The sequence below is a fragment of the Euzebyella marina genome, assembly GCF_014855515.1.
GTDB lineage: Bacteria > Bacteroidota > Bacteroidia > Flavobacteriales > Flavobacteriaceae > Euzebyella > Euzebyella marina.
Map to the genome: position 1 here is coordinate 1,637,628 of NZ_JACYFK010000001.1, position 18,962 is coordinate 1,656,589.

Genomic DNA, 18,962 nt, shown 5'->3' on the forward strand with positions numbered 1-18,962 from the left:
TTTTAACGATCAGCAATCTATTGAGAATTGCTGGCCATGCGCTGATCAGTTTTCATTTTTAGCTTATCGACCAAAAATTGCCCTAGGTTTCTTCCTTGCTTTAAGCCCACCTCCACAGCAGCCCTGTAGTGAATACCGCCGTACATGCGACTTATGGCTGCTTCTTCAGCGGCTTTGTTGAACGATTCGAACTTTCTCATAGGTAGACCGTAGGGTAGTTCGGTGTCGTCTTCAAAACTGAAATTGTCGCCAAAAATACTGGTAAGGGTAGTAGAGGCTGCACCGGAAACTACAGAATGCCCACTTGTGTATTCGGGAAACGGCGGCGTCTGCAAGACGGGCTTCCACTCATCATCAATATGTTGGTTGATAAGTGTTTCAGGTCTTATCAAATTGCTTCTGTACTTTTCATCCCAACAACTGATGAAACCATCTGCTATGGCCATCGATGTTTTGGTGTAAGCATATAGCGTCTGGTCAAAGTCGCTATCGGTCTTTCTTGCTGCAATTTTTGTAATGCCAATCCAGTGTGCACCTGGTGTGATTTTTTTGGTCGCAAACATTAAGTGACCGCGGGTTACCGAGACATAAGGGTTGCAATCCCAAAACTTGGCAATGGCAATTTCGGCGGATTGGTCGCCCTCTTCTTCAATTTTCTTGCCCACATCATACACTTCCTTAAGTTCTTTATAAAAGTCGGAAGACTCGTCCATTGAAAAAGCTGGGGGCGGAATTGGCTTGAATTGGGCCGCAGAATCGATAACAAAGGGCCTTATTTTACTCCAATGAGGTTCAATGCCGTCCATATAGGCCGGTGGTGTTGGTTGCCAGCGTGAAGCATTGTCGGCATCAACTGTAAATTTCGGCATAGTTCGGGTCTGCGGATAGTTGTCTTTGTTCATCCACTCGCCGATATGGGCGGCCACCTGAAGACCGTAGTTTTTCGAACTTTTAAAAACAGTAGGGTTTTTACCTTCCCATACACCGTATAAGCTATCACGAAGGGTCTCCATTCGGTCTTCGGAAAAGATGAGACGCTTACTAAGCTCCATATGTGCGACTAGCGCGGAGAGGTCATAATTGATGTTACTTACAGAATCCGGTTCTGGAATGGGTTTTAAATCGGTGACCTGACCTACCAATGAAGTGTACTCATCGTTATGAAGGGCTACAATTTCATAGGCTGCGATATTTGGGTAAGTAAAGATTCTACTTGCCACCGGAGGTGAAAAGATATCGTGGATCATGATTTCGGTAACCTTGTCAACAGAAGCGTGGAGATCTTCCGCTGATATCTCGATCGGTTCTTCAATCTGTGGTTCGGTCTTACAGGCCGATATCAAAATCAAAACTGTAAGTATTGCCAAAAATTTCTTCATTGTAAGTAATGTTTGTTTCGTGCCCGATAGTCTAAATGGCGTAAGGCCACCTTAAAATTGTTTCGGCCTGTGATGAACTATCTGGGCAAATGGGTACGCAAAATTACATTATTTTAAATTTTCGCCAAGACAAAGTGCAGCAGTCTAAATATTTAACTTCTTTTTTGACCTTATGGACGGGTGATGACTAAAAATCCTTCAAGAAACCAGTTAAAATACAAATAAGATAATTCGTGCATTATCAAATTTCGGATTTATTAGATTATGGGGCCATAATTGAATTGTTATTAAATAATCCGATATATTTACCCTCATAATCAACTCTTACTACTTTAATGATTGGAATACTCTCTTTTTTAGGATTTACAATTCTAGTTGCCGTTATTGCCTATTTGGCCACTAGATCTACAGACGAGAAGTCATCTGACGGATATTTTTTAGGGGGAAGAAGTTTAACGGCCGGAGTCATCGCAGGGTCACTTCTTTTAACCAACCTATCGACAGAACAAATTGTTGGTCTGAACGGTAGTGCCTACAAAGATGGGCTTTCGGTTATGGCATGGGAAACATTGGCAGCCATTACCATGGTGGTAACGGCTATCTTTTTGCTTCCGCGATATTTAAAGGGCGGGCTTACTACCGTACCCCAGTTTTTGGCTGGCAGGTTTGATGTAGCTACCAAGACAATTACTTCGGGCCTGTTCTTAACAGGCTATGTTGTGGTACTTTTGCCGGTTATACTTTTCTCCGGGGCAAAGGCCATTAGCGGTATGTTCGATGTTCCCGGTTTATTAAATGTTTCTGAGAGTTCGGCCCTTGTGATATGTGTATGGGGTATTGGTATCGTGGGTTCTATTTACGCCGTTTTTGGTGGTCTAAAGGCCGTTGCGGTTTCCGATTCGATAAACGCGATAGGATTATTGATCGGAGGGGTAATGATTCCTGTTTTTGGTTTAATGGCCATAGGTGACGGAAGTGTTACCAGCGGTTTGGATACCTTGATGAGCGCGAATGCCGATAGATTCGACTCAACGGGTGAATATTGGCAAGAGGTGCCTTTCGCTACTATTTTCACAGGAATGATGCTCGTGCAGTTATTTTATTGGGGAACTAATCAGCAAATTATTCAAAGAGCCTTGGGTGCCAAAAACTTGGCAGAGGGTCAAAAAGGTTTGTTGTTGGCCTCTTTTGTTAAAATATTGGGGCCGCTAATTTTGGTATTGCCTGGTATGATTGCCTACTACTATTTTGAAGGTAGTATAGATTCTAACTCGGCGTACGGCGAATTGGTGCGAGAGGTATTACCAAAACCTTTGGTCGGCTTTTTTGCGGCTGTTTTGTTTGGGGCCATACTAAGCTCGTTCAATAGTGTTTTGAACAGCTCGGTCACCTTATTCGGCCTTGATATCTATAAACAGCATATAAATAAGTATGCTGCAGAGCATACCGTTGTAAAGTACGGAAAGATTTTTGGAGTGTGTTTGGCTTTGGCAGCTATGTTTATCGCTCCGATTATTGAAAGTGCCGGTAGTATTTTCGATTATTTACAGGAAGTAAATGGTATTTATAATATACCCATTCTAACAATTATTGTGGTAGGATATTTGACAAAAAGAGTGCCCGCCATTGCAGCAAAAATTGCCATCTTCTTGGGTAGTGGTCTTTATATTCTGAGCCAGTTCTTTATTGGTCCTTCAAGAGTTGAGAAGGCACTTGAGGCCGCGAAAGCCTCGGGAATTACCGATGAAACGGCCCTTAGAATTGTTGAGGCCGAAGCTTATCCTCATTACTTGCATATCATGGCCATTTTGTTTTTGATGAACGTAGCGATAATGTTGATTATCGGGAAAATCAAGCCTAGAGAGACACCTTATGTTCAGGAATATACCAAACAGGTTTCAATAGAGCCTTACAAATATGTCAAGCAGGTAGGGTTGGTAATCTGCGCTATCGTGATAACTATTTACATCTATTTCGCAAAGTAGCTTGGACGACAGTTTATTGTAAAAAAATAAAGCCCGCTGTGAAGCGGGCTCTTTTTATTGGAAGCGAGAATACTAAATGTATTGACTAATAATATTCTCGAATAATTCTTGTTTGCCGCTCTGAAGTTCAAGCTCTCCATTTTCATGGGCAATATCATATAAGTCTTTGAAAGTTAGCTTATCCTCTTCAAAGTCTTTCCCTTTTCCGGTATCAAAAGAGCTATATCTTTTGGTGCGAAGGGCATCATATTGAGATGAGGTAATGATTTTGTCTGCAGTCACCAAAGCTCTGGCAAACGTATCCATACCGCCTATATGAGCATGGAAAACGTCATCCATATCTGTAGAATTTCTTCTGATCTTAGCATCAAAGTTGATACCACCACCTTGTAAGCCACCTGCCTTTAAGAAAGTGATCATAGCTTCGGTAACTTCTGTGATGTTATTAGGGAATTGGTCGGTATCCCATCCATTTTGATAATCACCTCTGTTGGCATCTAAACTTCCTAACATGCCGTGAGCGGCCGCTATTTCCATTTCATGTTGCATGGTGTGATTGGCCAAGGTAGCATGATTGAACTCCAAGTTCAGTTTAAAATCGTCTTGAAGACCGTGTTCGTTCAAAAAGCCCACTACTGTAGCCGAGTCGAAGTCGTATTGGTGCTTCATAGGCTCCATAGGCTTAGGCTCAATGAAGAAATTACCCTTAAAACCTTGGCTTCTGGCATAATCACGTGCCATTCCTAAAAATTTGCCCATGTGGTCAAGTTCTCTCTTAACATCGGTGTTCAAAAGAGACATGTAACCTTCACGACCTCCCCAGAAAACGTAATTTTCGCCACCAAGCTCAATGGTAGCATCCAAGGCTAACTTTATCTGTCCGCCGGCTCTTGCCAAAACATTGAAGTCAGGGTTAGTGGAAGCTCCGTTCATGTATCGTGGGTTTGAAAAGCAATTAGCTGTACCCCACAATAGTTTAACGCCCGATTCTTTTTGCTTTCCTTTAATGTAATCGACTATAGTGGCCAACCTCTTTTCAGATTCTGCAAAAGTGTCTGCTTCCTGTATTAAATCGAAATCATGGAAGCAAAAATAATCCACACCCATTTTTGTAATGAACTCAAAAGCGGCATCTGCCTTGGCTTTAGCAGCTTCTACGGCGTCTGAAGGGGCATCCCACGGAAAGTTTTGCGTACCTGGGCCGAACGGGTCTGCACCCTGTCCGCAGAAGGTGTGCCAATAAGCAATAGCAAATTTGAAATGCTCGCGCATTGTTTTACCTGCCACCACCTGATTGGGGTTGTACCATTTATAAGCCAAGGGATTGTCAGAGTCTTTTCCCTCAAACTTAATTTCTCCTATTCCTTTAAAATATTCCTTATCTCCTAGTAATGCCATTGTTTAAAAATTAATAGTTGAAGTTGTTTTTATTAGAGTTTATATTTTGATTTTCGGAAGGGATATTGAAAATATCGGCTATTATCAATTGGTGATAGCCAACATGTTTTCAAGTTCTGCCTTCCATTTATCGTAAGCTTTTTTATAGGCCTCTTTTTGAGTAGAGGGTTTAAAACTCATGACAAAATCATTATCGATTATTCTTTTGCCAAAGGTTTCAAAATCACCCTTATTTAGTTCACAGGCCCTGGCTGCCCCTATGGCGCCCGTGGTATTGTAAATTTCTATGTCTTGACCGATTAATGTTGATATTGTATTCGAAAATATCTCTGACCTAAAAAGATTATCATTTCCTGCCCTTACGACCTGTGGCTCGATACCATCCGATTTCATGATTTCCATACCGTAAACGAATGAGAAAGCAATACCTTCTAAAGCAGCACGGCACAAATGGGCCTTGGTATGATTGTTCAGATTGATATTGGCCATTTTTGTGCCCAATGTCTTATTATTAAGAACACGTTCAGCTCCGTTGCCGAAGGGATGAATGGTTACACCATTAGATCCAATGGGCACCGATTCGGCTAGTTCGTTCATCTCATCGTATGAGGTTACTTTTAAATTGTTCATTAACCAACGGTACATAATACCTGCGCCGTTGATACAGGCCATTTTGCCTATTCTTGCCTTGTCGACCGTATAATTTACATGTGCGAAATTGTTCACCCGTGCACTTTCTTTTACCGAAAGGCTGTCGGTGATTGCATACATGACACCGGAAGTACCTCCTGTAGCGGCCACTTCGCCCGGCTTGAATACATTTAATGATAGGGCGTTGTTAGGTTGGTCACCAGCCCTGTATAGTATGGGTGTGCCTTCGGCCAAACCGGATTCTTCGGCTCCAGCGGTTGATACCCTTCCTTGGTCGGAAAATGTACCTACGACTTCAGGGATAAGTTCTTCTGCAAAACCATAATGTTCGAGTAACCAATCGGCAACACTGTTGCTTTTAAAATCCCAGAAAATCCCTTCGGAAAGTCCGGAGATAGTGGTTGCCATTTTATCACTTAACTTGTAGGCCACATAATCACCGGGAAGCATGAACTTATGAATTCTTTTATAGTTTTCCGGTTCGTTCTCTTTTACCCATTTCAATTTTGATGCGGTAAAGTTGGCCGGGGAATTAAGTAAATGCTCAGAACATTTTTCATTGCCTAATTCATCAAAGGCTTTCTGACCAATGGGTACCGCTCTGCTGTCACACCATATTATAGATTCTCTTAAAGGTTCGCCGTTTTGATCAACTACTACCAGGCCGTGCATTTGATAAGAAATACCCACACCGGTTATTTGGCTTGGGTCAATACCGTTTTCATTGATTAAACGTTTGGTAGCGGTACAAACATGTTGCCACCAATCATTGGGGTGTTGTTCTGCCCATCCATTCTTATGGGCTATCATGCCCATTTCAACCGAGGGTTCGCTAATAACGGCTACACTTTTACCGGAGTTGGTATCTATCAAAGCAGCCTTAATGGAAGAACTGCCAATATCATATCCTATCGAATACATCGTTCAAATTTTGCAGGCAGTAAGATATCGTTTTAGGCTGTTTGTTACAAGTAAGAAATGTGTTATTTAGTGTTAACTATGTTGCATTTCTGGATAATTTGGAAGCGTACTATTCTGAGAAGCCAAAAGGCAGGAAGAAAAATCAAATAAGAGTAAGTCAAAGGTAAAATCACTTTATGGGCATATAGATTTCGGCCACCCAATTAAGTTCGGTACCGCCCATATTAGGATTGGTGAAAAAGATTTCTAAGGGGTTTTCTCGAACACTAATTTTTTGTGAGTTCGCTTTTTCCAACAAAACATACCAAGCTCTATCAGAGGTAATATAATTGCCATTATAAGTAGCATGGAGAGCTTTTGTAGCTTTTCTGAATTTGTATTTAATAAGGTCGTGATCCGGTAGGGAATCGATTTTTTTGATAGGATAACAAAAGTTAAAAGTTATCGAGTCTGTTTTTTTATTCCAATCGAGAACTTCAATGAAAGGTAACCCATTACTTTTTATACGCTTATCCAAAGCGAAATTGTCAAGAACAGGGTAGTACTTCATCATTTTAGAGGCCTTTTGAGATTGGGTACTTTTGATGGGTATATAGGCACAATAGGTTTCGGGAATAGAGTCCAGACCCTTGTAGGTTACCTTGAATTTTTCAAGATGATCTGAGAGGCGGTCGTATAAATCGTAAACGGTTTTTTTGGATCGCTTTTCAAAATCTGTATCGAAGAAAGGGGAGAGTAACCTTTGCTTAAAACCATTTTCCTCATCGGATATACGCGCATATATCTTTGAAATCGAGTCATTCAATTTTTCAATTTCCCACTTGTACGTAAAAACGCTGTCATTAAATGTGATTTGATGCTCAAAACGATTTAAGTTGTCATCTTTTATGGTTTTTGAATTTTCTAAAGATTGATGCCACGATTTGATGACTTGGTTGACCGTTCCAACAGAAGTATTGATTTGAAATGATGCCAAGTAATCTTGAGGTTTTAAGAAAACCTGCCACACGAGAAATGATAATAATGCGATAGATATGCCAAAAAGTATTTTTCTTAACATACGGGAACTTGAAATTTTGTTATCGATTTAATTTGTACACTTGAGCCGAATCATTATTGATAGTGGCCAAGAGGTAATCTTCGTTATTAAAGCGAATGATATTGAGATGTCTTACAGCTTTTTGAGTAAAGTCAAGCCCTAGTTCGTTTCCTAGAACATAAGTTTCACTATTTTTTATCAAAGCACCAGGAAAAGAATCAAATCGGCCATGATATGGTTTAACACCAAAATAGTTTCCTGCTGCAAGTACATCTTTTCTTCCATCTCCATCAAAATCATAACTCAAGAAAGATGTAATTGGAGAAGTTTGAAGTTCGTTCGCGAATGGTACAAAAGAGAATTTGCCATCTTTATTTTCTAAATATCCAGACCTTAATTCCTGAACCTCTAGAAGGGTAGTTTGTTCCAGAACATTTTTTTCGAAAATCTCATCTATAGATTTACCGGCAAAACTTGAATAGTTTAAGAACTTTTTTCTAAGGCTAACAATTTGTGATGAAAGACCGTCGAGTCCCTCAAGAGGAAAATATTTGCCATCTTTCTGAATTGCCGTGACCGTTTCAGTCTGTCCGTTTTTGTCAAAGTCACCATAATATATACGCATGGGCGACCCTGCTTCGGCTTTGAATTTACTGTTAGTTCCCCAGTTGCCTAAAAGGTAATCTGTATCGCCATCATCATCAATATCAAAAGGTATGATTGTTTGCCATAACCCATTTATCTTATTTTCTAAAGGCAACGACACTTTTTTGAGATTTCCATTATTGTTTTCAAAAAAAGTAGGCTGCATCCATTCTCCGACAACTATAAGGTCTTTTTGGCCATCACCAGTAAAATCATCCCAAACCGCATCGGTAACCATACCTAAGTTGCTTAAATCTGAATTTGCTTTAATTGTAAATTGACCGTTTTCATTTATTAAGAGATAGGAGGCAGGATTTTTACCAAAGTCGTTAGTGACTATTTGATTTCCTACAAAAAGATCAAGGTCTCCGTCGTTGTCTACGTCATGAGCAATAGTAACCGAAGCATTTTCATAATATTCAGGTAAATCGTTTTTAGCTAAGACGGAGTCTTTACCTGTGTAATAAGAATCTAGTAAAGGTTTGAGTTTGTTAAAAAAGTCGGCACCCCCCGAACCAATAAATAAATCATTAAAACCATCATTGTTAAAATCGGCAATTACGGCACTTACATCTTCTTTTATCGAGTCTTGCGCAACTGATTTGAACTTCCTTTCAACATAAGTGGAGTCTTTAGCAATATAGATTTTAGAAGCAATGTGTTTAGAGCCGCCAAAGAAGATGTCTTCCTTGCCGTCGGAGTTTAAATCGCCAATAGCTGTAGCCGGCCCTCTGTCTGAGAATTGATAGGGAATCAGTTTCTGTCGATTGAAATCGGAATAATTATCTTCGATATGATTAAAGTCTATTCCTAAATTGTTGCTGAGCTTGGTGAAGAGAGGAGGTTGTTCACTATTTAGACTTTTATACTGGAAGGGTCTTGTTTCAGTAGGTATAATCTCTAGTGTTTGATTGACATTGATATCTTTCAAAACTTGAAAAGTCATGTCAGGCCAAACAATCTTTAACGAATCAATTTTCTTTTCTTGTCCGTACCCGAAATGAATTAAGGGTTCGGAAGATGATTGAAAACCTCGAACCGTATAAAGTTCCTTGAACTGAAGATTTCCTTTATGATACGAGTAGACTTTTGTTCCAATACCATAAGGGTTTTTATCATTAAACGTAAGCCTAAGCTTTATATGATTCGAACTTTCGTCAGTCTTATTGATATAAAGTGTGGCAGGCTGGTTTATATTATTGACCACTAGGTCAATATCACCGTCGTTATCAAAATCGCCAATTGCGGTGGCCCCGCTGATTAGGGTGTCCTTCTTACTCCAAATACCCGATTTATCAGTGAAATCAAGATTGGAACCACCTTTGAAAACATAATTATGAGTTAGCCCCGATGGCATTGAATCCAATGCTTGGCGATCCATTAAATTAGTGTTGTTTATTTTAGACTTAATTTGTTCTGATGAGACAAAATTGATGTAGTCTAGGTCGTTGGGTCGTTTTGGTATACCGGTAGATATAAATACATCTTGTTGGCCATCTTGATCATAATCGGCAAAAAGTGCGCTCCAGCTCCAATCGGTAGCTGCCAGACCAGATTGCAAGCCAATTTCTGAAAAATGACCCCCTCTGTTAAGGTGCATCATATTTCTGCTATATTGGTAATGATAACCGAAATCTTTGGTCTGTAATTTCATTATTTGAGGCTGCACATCTCCCTGTGAAGATTTAAGTACCTTCTCATCCTCCGGTAACATATCCAAGGAAAGTATATCGGGCCTACCGTCGTTATTGATATCGGTGACATCGTTGCCCATCGAGAATCTAGAGGTGTGTCCGAAGAATTTTTTTAGACTTTCGGTAAAAGTGCCATCGCCATTATTGATGTAATAATAATCGTCTTCATGAAAATCGTTTCCTACATAAATATCTGGCCAACCATCTTGGTTGAAATCGGAAATCGAAACCCCAAGGCCATAGCCGTTCGCACCACCATAAATACCTGCCTCTTCGCTAACATCTGTAAAAACATCGCCATCGTTTCTAAGTAGTTTATCACCGGTTTGAAAATTTCTTTTTTCTCTCAAATCGGCATGACCATAAGATTCTTGGGTATGAACAGCATGATTTAGTAAATAGATATCTAGATCACCGTCAAGGTCAAAATCTAAAAAGGCGGCGGAAGAACTAAAAGAGTCAAAGTCTAGACCATATTTGGCTGAACTTTCGGTAAAGGTAATATCTCCATTAGATGAGGGTCCATTATTGATGTAAAGTTCGTTATGGCCGTTCAAACCTTGAAGACCTACTACGGCGCAAACATAAATATCAAGAAGGCCATCGCCATTAATATCGCCCATTACTGAACCGGTGTTCCAATCACTGCTTCCTTGCGCTCCAGAACTTTCAGTAATATCTTCGAAATTTAAATTCCCTTTATTTAGAAATAGCTTGTTTTTGACTTGATTGCCGGAGAAGTAAACATCGGGTAGGTTATCATTATTAATATCGCCTACCGCTACGCCGCCCCCATTATAGAAGTAAAGGTATTCAAGAATATTTAGGTCATTCGACTCTGTCAGGGTATTGGTAAACTGTAACCCTGTTTCTTCGGGATTTGGATTGACAAACAGTTCGCCCTCTTTACTGTTACAACCGAATAGCGATGTAATTATGACGGAAAGTAGTAAAATAGATTTCTTCATTGCAATGTAAAAATCTTTGGTTCACTATTGTTGATTCCGGCAATTAAATACCTTTTGCCACTTTTGTCCTTAAAAGGAAGTAGATGTTTAATCTCACCCTTTACAAAAAATCCGCTTTTGGCGAAATCTACCCAGTCGAAGTTAAGGTTGCCATCGTTTATCAAGACATTACCGTAACTCGCATCAAGCCTAGAATACTGAGGCTTAAATTCGTAGTTATTACCCCCCATGACCAAATCTACATTTCCGTCATTATTAACATCCATACAGCTTATGCCACACACACATGATAATTGCACCCTACTTGGTAGATTTTTTATTTCAAAAGAACCTTTTCCATCGTTAAGGGCAATGATTGAATACATTGTATTGGCCTCTTTTACGATGGTGTTTTCAAAAACTGATTCAGGAAAAAGCTCTGAAACCGTTTTCTTTGCATATTCAGAAGCCTTAAGGTTCTGCTTTTTTAGAGAGCTTATTTGGCGGGTTAGCTCTTTCTGTTGATGTAGTGGATAGTCATTGCCATCATAATTACGACTCACAATTTGTTCTAGGGTTCCGTTATTGTCGTAGTCATTTATCCATAATTTCATGGGGTTTGATGGAGTGGCGGAATAAGGTACATTAGTGCCTTGGTTTCCGAGAATTAAGTCAAAATCACCATCATTATCCAAATCTGCTGTCTCAACTGTGTTCCACCATCCTTTCAAGCTATCAAGAGAAGAGGGTAGTTTGGCAAGCCTTCTTCCAGAATTCTTGAATATTTGAGGACTGCCCCAATCTGCAACTGTAATCAGGTCTTTTTTGCCATCACCGTCTATGTCTTCCCAACGAGCATCAGTAACCATACCCGCATCTTTTAGGTCGAATGCGAGTTTTTCAGTCGCATCTACAAAGTTTCCGTCACCTTGGTTTTCTAAAAATAGATGCTTAGGGTTGACCCCGTAAGTGCCTACCACGCTTCTTGACCCGACAAATACATCGATATCACCATCTTGATCAAAATCGTAGGGCTCTATTACGGAAATATTCGTGAAGTTTGAAGGGAGGTTGGCATTTGATTTACTGAATTTTCCGTCACCATTATTTTTATATAAGCGAAGGCTGTAAGTGTTCTCTTCATTGATTTGATTGCCACCTGAGCCGACCATTAAATCAAGGTCTCCGTCAGAGTCAACATCAAAGAAAGCCGAGGCCGTATCTTCAAAATTTGAATCTTTATCGATGTCATTCTGATTCGTTCTCTTCAATTTACCGTTCCCTTGGTGAATATATAGTGATGCCGCCTGATTTTTTGCACCACCAACAAATATATCTTCATTTCCATCTGCATTAATATCGGCAACAGATATTGTTGGCCCTTCTTGTGAGATGAGTTTTGAGATTAGGCCTTCATAATCAAAATCTTGATAGGTGTTTTCTTGATGTGATTGAAGTTTTGATTGCTGAACCTCGGTAAACAGGGTATTGGTATTCGTTTTCTTTTTTGGGTTGTAAATGTCTTTGGCGTTAGATTGTTTAAGCTCAATCAGCTGATTTACTTTAATGTTCGATAATTTTTGTGTGCTATTATCGGGCCATATTACACGTAGCGAATCTATTGCCGATGTTTTACCCAAGCCTATGGTCATCACATAATCCATTGAAGATTGAAAACCCCTGGAGGGAATCAATTCTTGGAAAACAATATTGTTATCATAGTACATTTTTACACTGGCCCCAATAGCGAAAGAGTTTGGCTTTTCTCCATCAAACTTCAATTTGATATAATTATTGTTCGTTAATTTTTCTGAATTGTTTCTATATACAAAAGCTGGCATGTTCACATTGTTAACGACCATATCTAAGTCACCATCGTTGTCTAAATCGCCATAGGCTACACCATTAGATTTACTGGGAATATCAAAACCCCAATCTACAGTGGCGTTTTCAAAGGTTATATTGCCTTTATTTTTGAATGCGTAATTGGGTAGGGGAGAAACAGGCATTTTGTTGATGATGGTATCGATAGACTCTTTTTTACCCGTCAACGCCATTTTTTGAATTATTTCATTGGCAAAAAAGTCAACAAAATCTAAATCAGTGAGGTCGTGATTGATTCCGTTGGTCACAAAAATGTCCCTTAAACCATCATTGTCCATATCAAAAATCAAGCCTGCCCAACTCCAGTCTGTTTTTGCCACACCACTATGGTAGGCAATTTCTGAGAAAGTGCCATTGCCATTGTTAAGCTGAAGGGTGTTTTGAATATATTGTTGGTAAAAATCTTTACTCTGTTTTAGGTTAAATACGTTATAACCCTCAAACTCCATAACAGATTTTGTTCTTTGGTCGTGTTCCGGCAACATGTCGGTAATGTATATATCTGCGTTACCATCATTATTAATATCGGCCATATCAATACCCATTGCTGATAGGGAAAGATGAGAGGTCCAGTCTTTTATTTCTTCTTTAAAAGTGCCGTCTTTCTGATTTATATATAGGTAATCACGTTCATAAAAATCATTGGAAATATAAATATCGGGGTAGAGGTCGCCGTTTATATCACTGACCATCACCCCAAGACCGAAACCGATTAAGCTACCATAAATACCAGCTTCTTCGCTCACATCGACGAATTTACCATTATCGTTTCTAAGCAACATATCTCCTACACCCCTGAATATCTCAGGAACTCCTTCCCAGTCTTGGGCGCGAACATCTCTTTGTTCGGCATAACCGAGGCTAGTTACCGGAATGTTACTGTTGTTGAGAATGTACGCGTCAAGGTCACCATCTTTATCGTAGTCGAAGAATGACGCGTGCGTAGAAAAGCCTGTCTTGGCCAAGTTATATTCTTCTGCCTTCTCTGAAAAGGTAAGGTCACCATTATTTATATAAAGGTCATTGTCATGGTTATTCCCTTCCATATTACCGGCATTACTCACATAAATATCTAAAAGGCCATCGGCATTAATATCGGCCATTACCACCCCCGTTGACCAAGGTTTATTTCCCGTAATTCCGGCTTTTTCCGAGATGTCTTCAAATTGAAAATCACCTTTGTTGAGAAAAAGTTTATTTGGGCCCATATTGGCGGTCATATAAATGTCAGGTAGGCCATCATTGTTGATGTCTCCAATGGCGACTCCTCCACCGTTATAGAAATTTCTGTATTTGAAAATGTTGAAATTGCGTTGATTCTCAATATCATTAGAAAATTCTATTCCTGTTTCCTCTGAACTTAATAATGAAAATAATTTTAGGCTTGATGACTCCTTTTTTTCGATGGAATCTTTAGAATCAGTTTTGCAAGATATTATGAGAAATGAAATGAGCAAAAACTGTAAAAAGTATTTTGTGAAATACATGTTTTTTGCGTTCAAATTGAGAGACTTTTAAATGAGTTGTTATTCATAAATGAATACCGCGCAAGATAGCCAAACTATGGTAAATAATCCTTGGCTTAAAGCCTTACGGTCTGTTAAAAATAGCTTTGTGTAGAGTGTTGACTAAAAAAATAAGGTCGCACATGTGCGACCTTATTAAAGCTTTAAAATGAGATATTAATAACCTGGATTCTGAACAAGATTAGGATTAGCTAAAATATCAGAGTTGGGTATTGGAAATATCTCTAAATGAGCATCGCCGGCCTCTTTAAGGTTCCAAGCACGCAGGTACTGTCCGAACCTGATCAAATCTTGTCTTCTAACAGATTCTTGATAAAGTTCTCTACCTCTTTCGGCTAACAAATCAGCTTCTCCAACTGACGAAAGTTGACTGGCACCTCTTATAGTTCTTAATTCGTTAATCATTGCCGTAACGTCTTCGCCCATTCTAAACATAGCTTCAGCCTTCATTAAGTAAGCATCGGCATACCTGTATTTAACAACGTGCGTTCTTCTGTCCCCTCCTTCTTCATTCGGGTGGTATTTTAACATTCTAATACCTGAGGTTTCTAAAGCATCATTATCGCCAGGAGCTGTATATTCTGGCTTTTCGGTCTCTCTGGTAAATACCAAAGGAATTCCGCCTACATTGTCACGGGCATTCAGAGGAGTACCATCTTGTTCGTATTGTTGACCTATCAAGAAGCCGAGACCTATACCTAGGTTGTCTGCGTTGGCAGTGCTTGGGTCGTGAACAACCCCTCGTCGTTCTTCCTGACCGTCACCAGGGTAGTTGGTGTCCGCTGGGCCTTCGAATAGGTCATAAAATTCTGCCAAAGTGGTGAACCCGTTCCATCCTCCACCATCATTTGAACCGGGAAAATTCTGATTGTAATGTAAGGTGTGCCAAATTCTAGATCCTGCATCGGCCTGAGTCCACCATATGGTTTCAACATCGTTGCTAGGTCTGAAGATATCAAAGAAATCGCCTGAAGCAGCTAAAGTGTAACCCTCATCTGAAATATTGTCAACGGCATCTATTACCATCTGCATATCTGCATCTTGGGGCGAACCGTCAAGATATACATGTTTGTTTAAATATACTTTAGCCAATAAAAGATTAGCGGAGGCTTTAGTTGGTAACGATTTCATTCCGATAGGGTCGCCTGCATTAACTTCAGGTAAATCTTGTAAAGCTGCTGTCAAATCGGCTGTTATGCTATCAAGAGCGACCTGTCCTGTAAGTACGCTCGGGATTGAGCTATTCGGAAGATCTACGTCTCTATATGGTACCTGTCTCCACATGTCAAGTATCCAATGCATTGCCCATGCCCTGTAAAATCTTGCTTGCGCTTTTTGTACTGCGATGTCTCCATTAGCTGTAACAGTACTTTTGTCATTGATGATTCTAGTTGCATTAATGGTGACGCTATTGAGCTGTTGCCATGGAACTACAATATCTGAAAGCTCTTGGTTCCAAGTCTGTCTGTGTATAGATAGCCATCGTCCATTATCTCCCCAGTCGGTACCTCTGGTCGGTACAATATATTCGTCAGTTGATACTTCGTTTAGCGCGAAAAGGCCTTCTTGATTTCCTAACTGCCCTCCGGCAACAATGTTGGCGAGATTGTTTACTTCGCCTTCAATGTTTGCTACACCTGCAAAACCATCGGTAATCAATGAATCTGTCGGCTCAATCTCCAGATCGCTACATGAGAATGCTACGGAGACCAAGACTGATAAACTTAAATATTTAGATATTTTTTTCATGATCAATTTTTTTAAAAAGTAACATTAATGCCTAGGCTATAAGTTCTTGGTCGAGGGTACGCCAAATAATCTATAGAGGCAGATGGTAGTCCGTTGGAAGGAATATTGGTTGTGCTTACCTCAGGATCAAGACCACTGTAATCGGTAATTAAAAACAAGTTTTGTCCGTTTAAGCTTAAACGCATTGTTTTAAATAGACCATCTTCTTCCAAGGGAACGTTATAAGAAACAGAGGCGCTTTGCAACCTTACGAAATCACCTTTCTCTAGGAAGTAAGTGCTTGGGTTCGTTGCAGACAATGTAATGCCTTCGTCAATAACACTTTTCAAGTTGTTTCTACTACCGATTTGAGGTGATGCGAAAAGAGCGTTGGCCGTATTGTTGTATACATAGAAGCCAAATTGACCACTGAAAAATAAAGAAGCGTCCCAGTTTTTATATGAAGCACCGGTAGATAGACCAGATGTAACCTTTGGCAGACCGGATTCATCTTGTATGGTCGGGTCTGTTGCGACATTATAATTTTCGTCAACTTCTCTCAAATAATAAGTGAAAAGAGGTTTGTCGTTTGTCAATATTTGAGAAACTGTTCCTGTTAGACCTTGTCCGTAAAGATTTCCAGCTTGAATATCTGGCCCGGCATAATCAGTAAGTTTATTTTGGTTATATGCCACATTGAAACTTGCATTCCAGTTGAAATCTTCACCTTGAACAATATCATAATCTAACCCAAGTTCAATTCCTTGGTTAAGTATGATTCCGTCAACATTTTGGAACACGAAAGGCGAAGTCGCGGGTTGTACTGCTGGTAAATTCAAGAGAATGTCTCGAGTTTCCTTTCTATACAAATCGATATTACCGGTAAATCGGTCAGCCCCGAAACCAAAATCGATACCAAAAGCATATTGGGTTGTTTCTTCCCATTTCAAATCAGGGTTAGCAAATGCAATCTCGGAGGTGGCCGGTGCATTAACTTGAGACCCAGCGTTAATGCCAAGTTGGCTCCATCTGGTTCTGTTAAGATAGCTACCGTGACCTAAACCATCTTGGTTACCTGTAATACCCCAACTTACCCTAAGTTTTAGTGTAGAAAAAGTCTCTTCGTTTATAAAATCTTCTTGATTCAATTTCCATGCAAAAGCTGCTGATGGAAATAGACCGTATTTATTGTTTTCACCGAACTTAGAAGAACCATCAGCTCTGAAAGTGGCAGTAATCAAATATTTATCAAAAATGGAATAATTAATTCTTCCAAAGAATGACTGTAATTCATCAGTATAGTCAAAAGTGTCTACGGCTAAAGCATCAACCGGTATGCCCGGTACGCCTCGGGTAGTGACATTCGGAGTTGGGAACAAGTTCAAGATTCTAAATAACGCTCCATCTTCGGGCACATCTGCAAAAGTTCCGATTCCATACCCTTGGTAATCTGTTGCGAAGTATTTAGTATCGTCGTATGCCTGAGAAGTTGTTCTTAGAATTCTATTTAAATCGCTACTGCCATAACCTTGACCAACAATGTTCTGACCATTTCTGTTAAAATCTTGGAATGAATAACCTACAAGGGCATCTAGGTTAGAATTTTCAAACTGCTTCTTGTAGTTAACAGTAAGTTCTAGTAATTTATTCTGGGTATCTAAGTTACTGACTGCGGCTCTACCATTGTTCATGGCGCCATTTTCCAATGCCAAAATTTGAGGTCCGGCAACCTGACCTCTGTAAGAATCAGATTTGTCAATACCTAGATTCAGTTTTGCTGAAAGTTCGTCGGTAAAAGAGTAGTCAAAAGAAATGTTTCCAAGATACCTGTTAGTATTGGTCAAATCTTCGTAATAAGCCAGCAAGTTGGCGGGGTTTCTATCAGGACTAGCGCTAGCGTTAGGATTCGCGGCCAAGGTCGGGTTTGAGTAATAAGCTGCGGCTAATAAATCACCTGTGCTACCAGAAGTTCTACTAACAAAAGGTACATTGTCATTGATTCTGGATATCGTTCCTTGAAAGCCTACTCTAAGCTTATCTTTAAAAAATCTTTGATTTACGTTGATTCTTCCAGTTATACGCTCTAAGTCAGTGTCTTCTATGACACCAAATTGTTTGGAATAGCCGAAAGTCGCTCGAACATTTCCAGTGCCATAATTTTTTGAATAAGCCAAATTATTATCAATAGAGGCAGAAGTTCTAAAGATATAATCTTGCCAGTCGGTAGATCCACCTAAATTGGCACCACCTGCATCGATGAACTCTTCTGTAGTTAATAGATCATATCTATTGGCTGTCTCCGCAACATTCAGGTTGGTGGAGAAATTCCATTGGCCCTGAGACCCGCCTTTTCCTGATTTAGTAGTGATAACAACAACACCGTTGGCCCCCCTAGAACCATAAATGGCAGTCGCCGATGCATCTTTTAAGATACTCATGCTCTCAATATCATTTGGGTTTAAGAAATTCAACGGGTTTTTAGATCCGCTGGTTCCAACCCCTACATCAGCACCTGAAGCAGAAACATTCTCATTCGATACAGGCACTCCATCTATCACAAATAAAGGACTGTTGTTACCTCGAACAGAACCAGTACCTCTAATTCTCAAAGATATACCGGCACCTGGCTCTCCACTCGATTGAGAAATCTGTACACCGGCTGTCTTACCTTGAATCAATTGTTCTGGCGAAGAGATGACACCTTTGTTGAAATCTTCTGAGGTTACCGAGGCAACTGAACCAGTAGCATCTTTAACCGTAGTTGAGCCATAACCAATAATAACAACCTCTTCCAAAGCTTGAGCATCTTCTTGAAGCGTAATGTCTATTGTAGTTTGGCCATTGACTGCTACTTCTTGGGTGGCGTAACCAATATAGCTGATAACGAGTGTTCCGTCACTTGGTACATCTGATAGACTGTAATTTCCATCAAAGTCGGTTTGCGAACCGTTAGTGGTTCCTTTCACGATAACACTGGCTCCAGGTAAGGGGCCACTGGCATCGGAAACGGTACCAGAAACTTCTTGCGCTTGCATAAAGCCTAAGCATAAAAAAGCCCCAAGCATTAGCAAGTTTCTTAAAAAAGTGATTCTCATAAAGAAATGTTTTAAGTTGAGTTTTGTTTATATTCAAAGGTTAAAAATATGTAAAAAGTTAGTTAATGAA

General features: G+C 39.9%; 9 protein-coding genes. 1 reads left to right on the top strand and 8 read right to left on the bottom strand.

All coding sequences use genetic code 11. The annotated features are described in order from the left end of the window. Positions 1–17: 17 nt before the first annotated feature. Positions 18–1,379, bottom strand: a complete 1,362-nt coding sequence (locus IL356_RS06650) for a vanadium-dependent haloperoxidase (RefSeq protein WP_121850220.1) — start codon at positions 1,377–1,379, stop codon at positions 18–20. Between the two features lie 335 nt (positions 1,380–1,714). On the opposite strand from IL356_RS06650, the gene IL356_RS06655 reads away from it, so the two are divergent. Continuing rightward, positions 1,715–3,364: a solute:sodium symporter family transporter gene (locus tag IL356_RS06655; protein WP_121850219.1), complete on the top strand. Its 1,650-nt coding sequence runs from the start codon at positions 1,715–1,717 to the stop codon at positions 3,362–3,364. A gap of 72 nt (positions 3,365–3,436) precedes the next feature. Here IL356_RS06655 and xylA read toward each other — a convergent pair whose 3' ends face one another. From xylA to IL356_RS06690, 7 genes are all read right to left on the bottom strand, one after another. Next, on the bottom strand, positions 3,437–4,762 hold the full coding sequence (xylA, locus tag IL356_RS06660) for a xylose isomerase (RefSeq protein ID WP_121850218.1): 1,326 nt from the start codon (positions 4,760–4,762) through the stop codon (positions 3,437–3,439). Positions 4,763–4,846: 84 nt separating this feature from the next. Beyond that, positions 4,847–6,334 (bottom strand): xylulokinase, encoded by a 1,488-nt coding sequence (locus IL356_RS06665; protein WP_121850217.1) that lies wholly within the window; start codon positions 6,332–6,334, stop codon positions 4,847–4,849. A 169-nt stretch (positions 6,335–6,503) separates the two neighbouring features. Then, the gene (locus tag IL356_RS06670) at positions 6,504–7,394 is read right to left on the bottom strand and encodes an AraC family transcriptional regulator (protein ID WP_162987946.1); all 891 of its coding nucleotides are present in this window, start codon (positions 7,392–7,394) and stop codon (positions 6,504–6,506) included. 19 nt (positions 7,395–7,413) lie between these two features. After that, on the bottom strand, positions 7,414–10,680 hold the full coding sequence (locus tag IL356_RS06675) for a VCBS repeat-containing protein (protein ID WP_121850215.1): 3,267 nt from the start codon (positions 10,678–10,680) through the stop codon (positions 7,414–7,416). Continuing rightward, positions 10,677–14,030, bottom strand: a complete 3,354-nt coding sequence (locus tag IL356_RS06680; RefSeq protein ID WP_121850214.1) for a VCBS repeat-containing protein — start codon at positions 14,028–14,030, stop codon at positions 10,677–10,679. Before IL356_RS06680 ends, IL356_RS06675 begins: the two co-directional genes overlap by 4 nt. A 195-nt stretch (positions 14,031–14,225) precedes the next feature. Beyond that, positions 14,226–15,818, bottom strand: a complete 1,593-nt coding sequence (locus tag IL356_RS06685) for a RagB/SusD family nutrient uptake outer membrane protein (RefSeq protein ID WP_121850213.1) — start codon at positions 15,816–15,818, stop codon at positions 14,226–14,228. An 11-nt stretch (positions 15,819–15,829) separates the two neighbouring features. Further along, positions 15,830–18,892, bottom strand: coding sequence for a SusC/RagA family TonB-linked outer membrane protein (locus tag IL356_RS06690; RefSeq protein ID WP_121850212.1), 3,063 nt, complete (start codon positions 18,890–18,892; stop codon positions 15,830–15,832). Between the last annotated feature and the right edge of the window lie 70 nt (positions 18,893–18,962).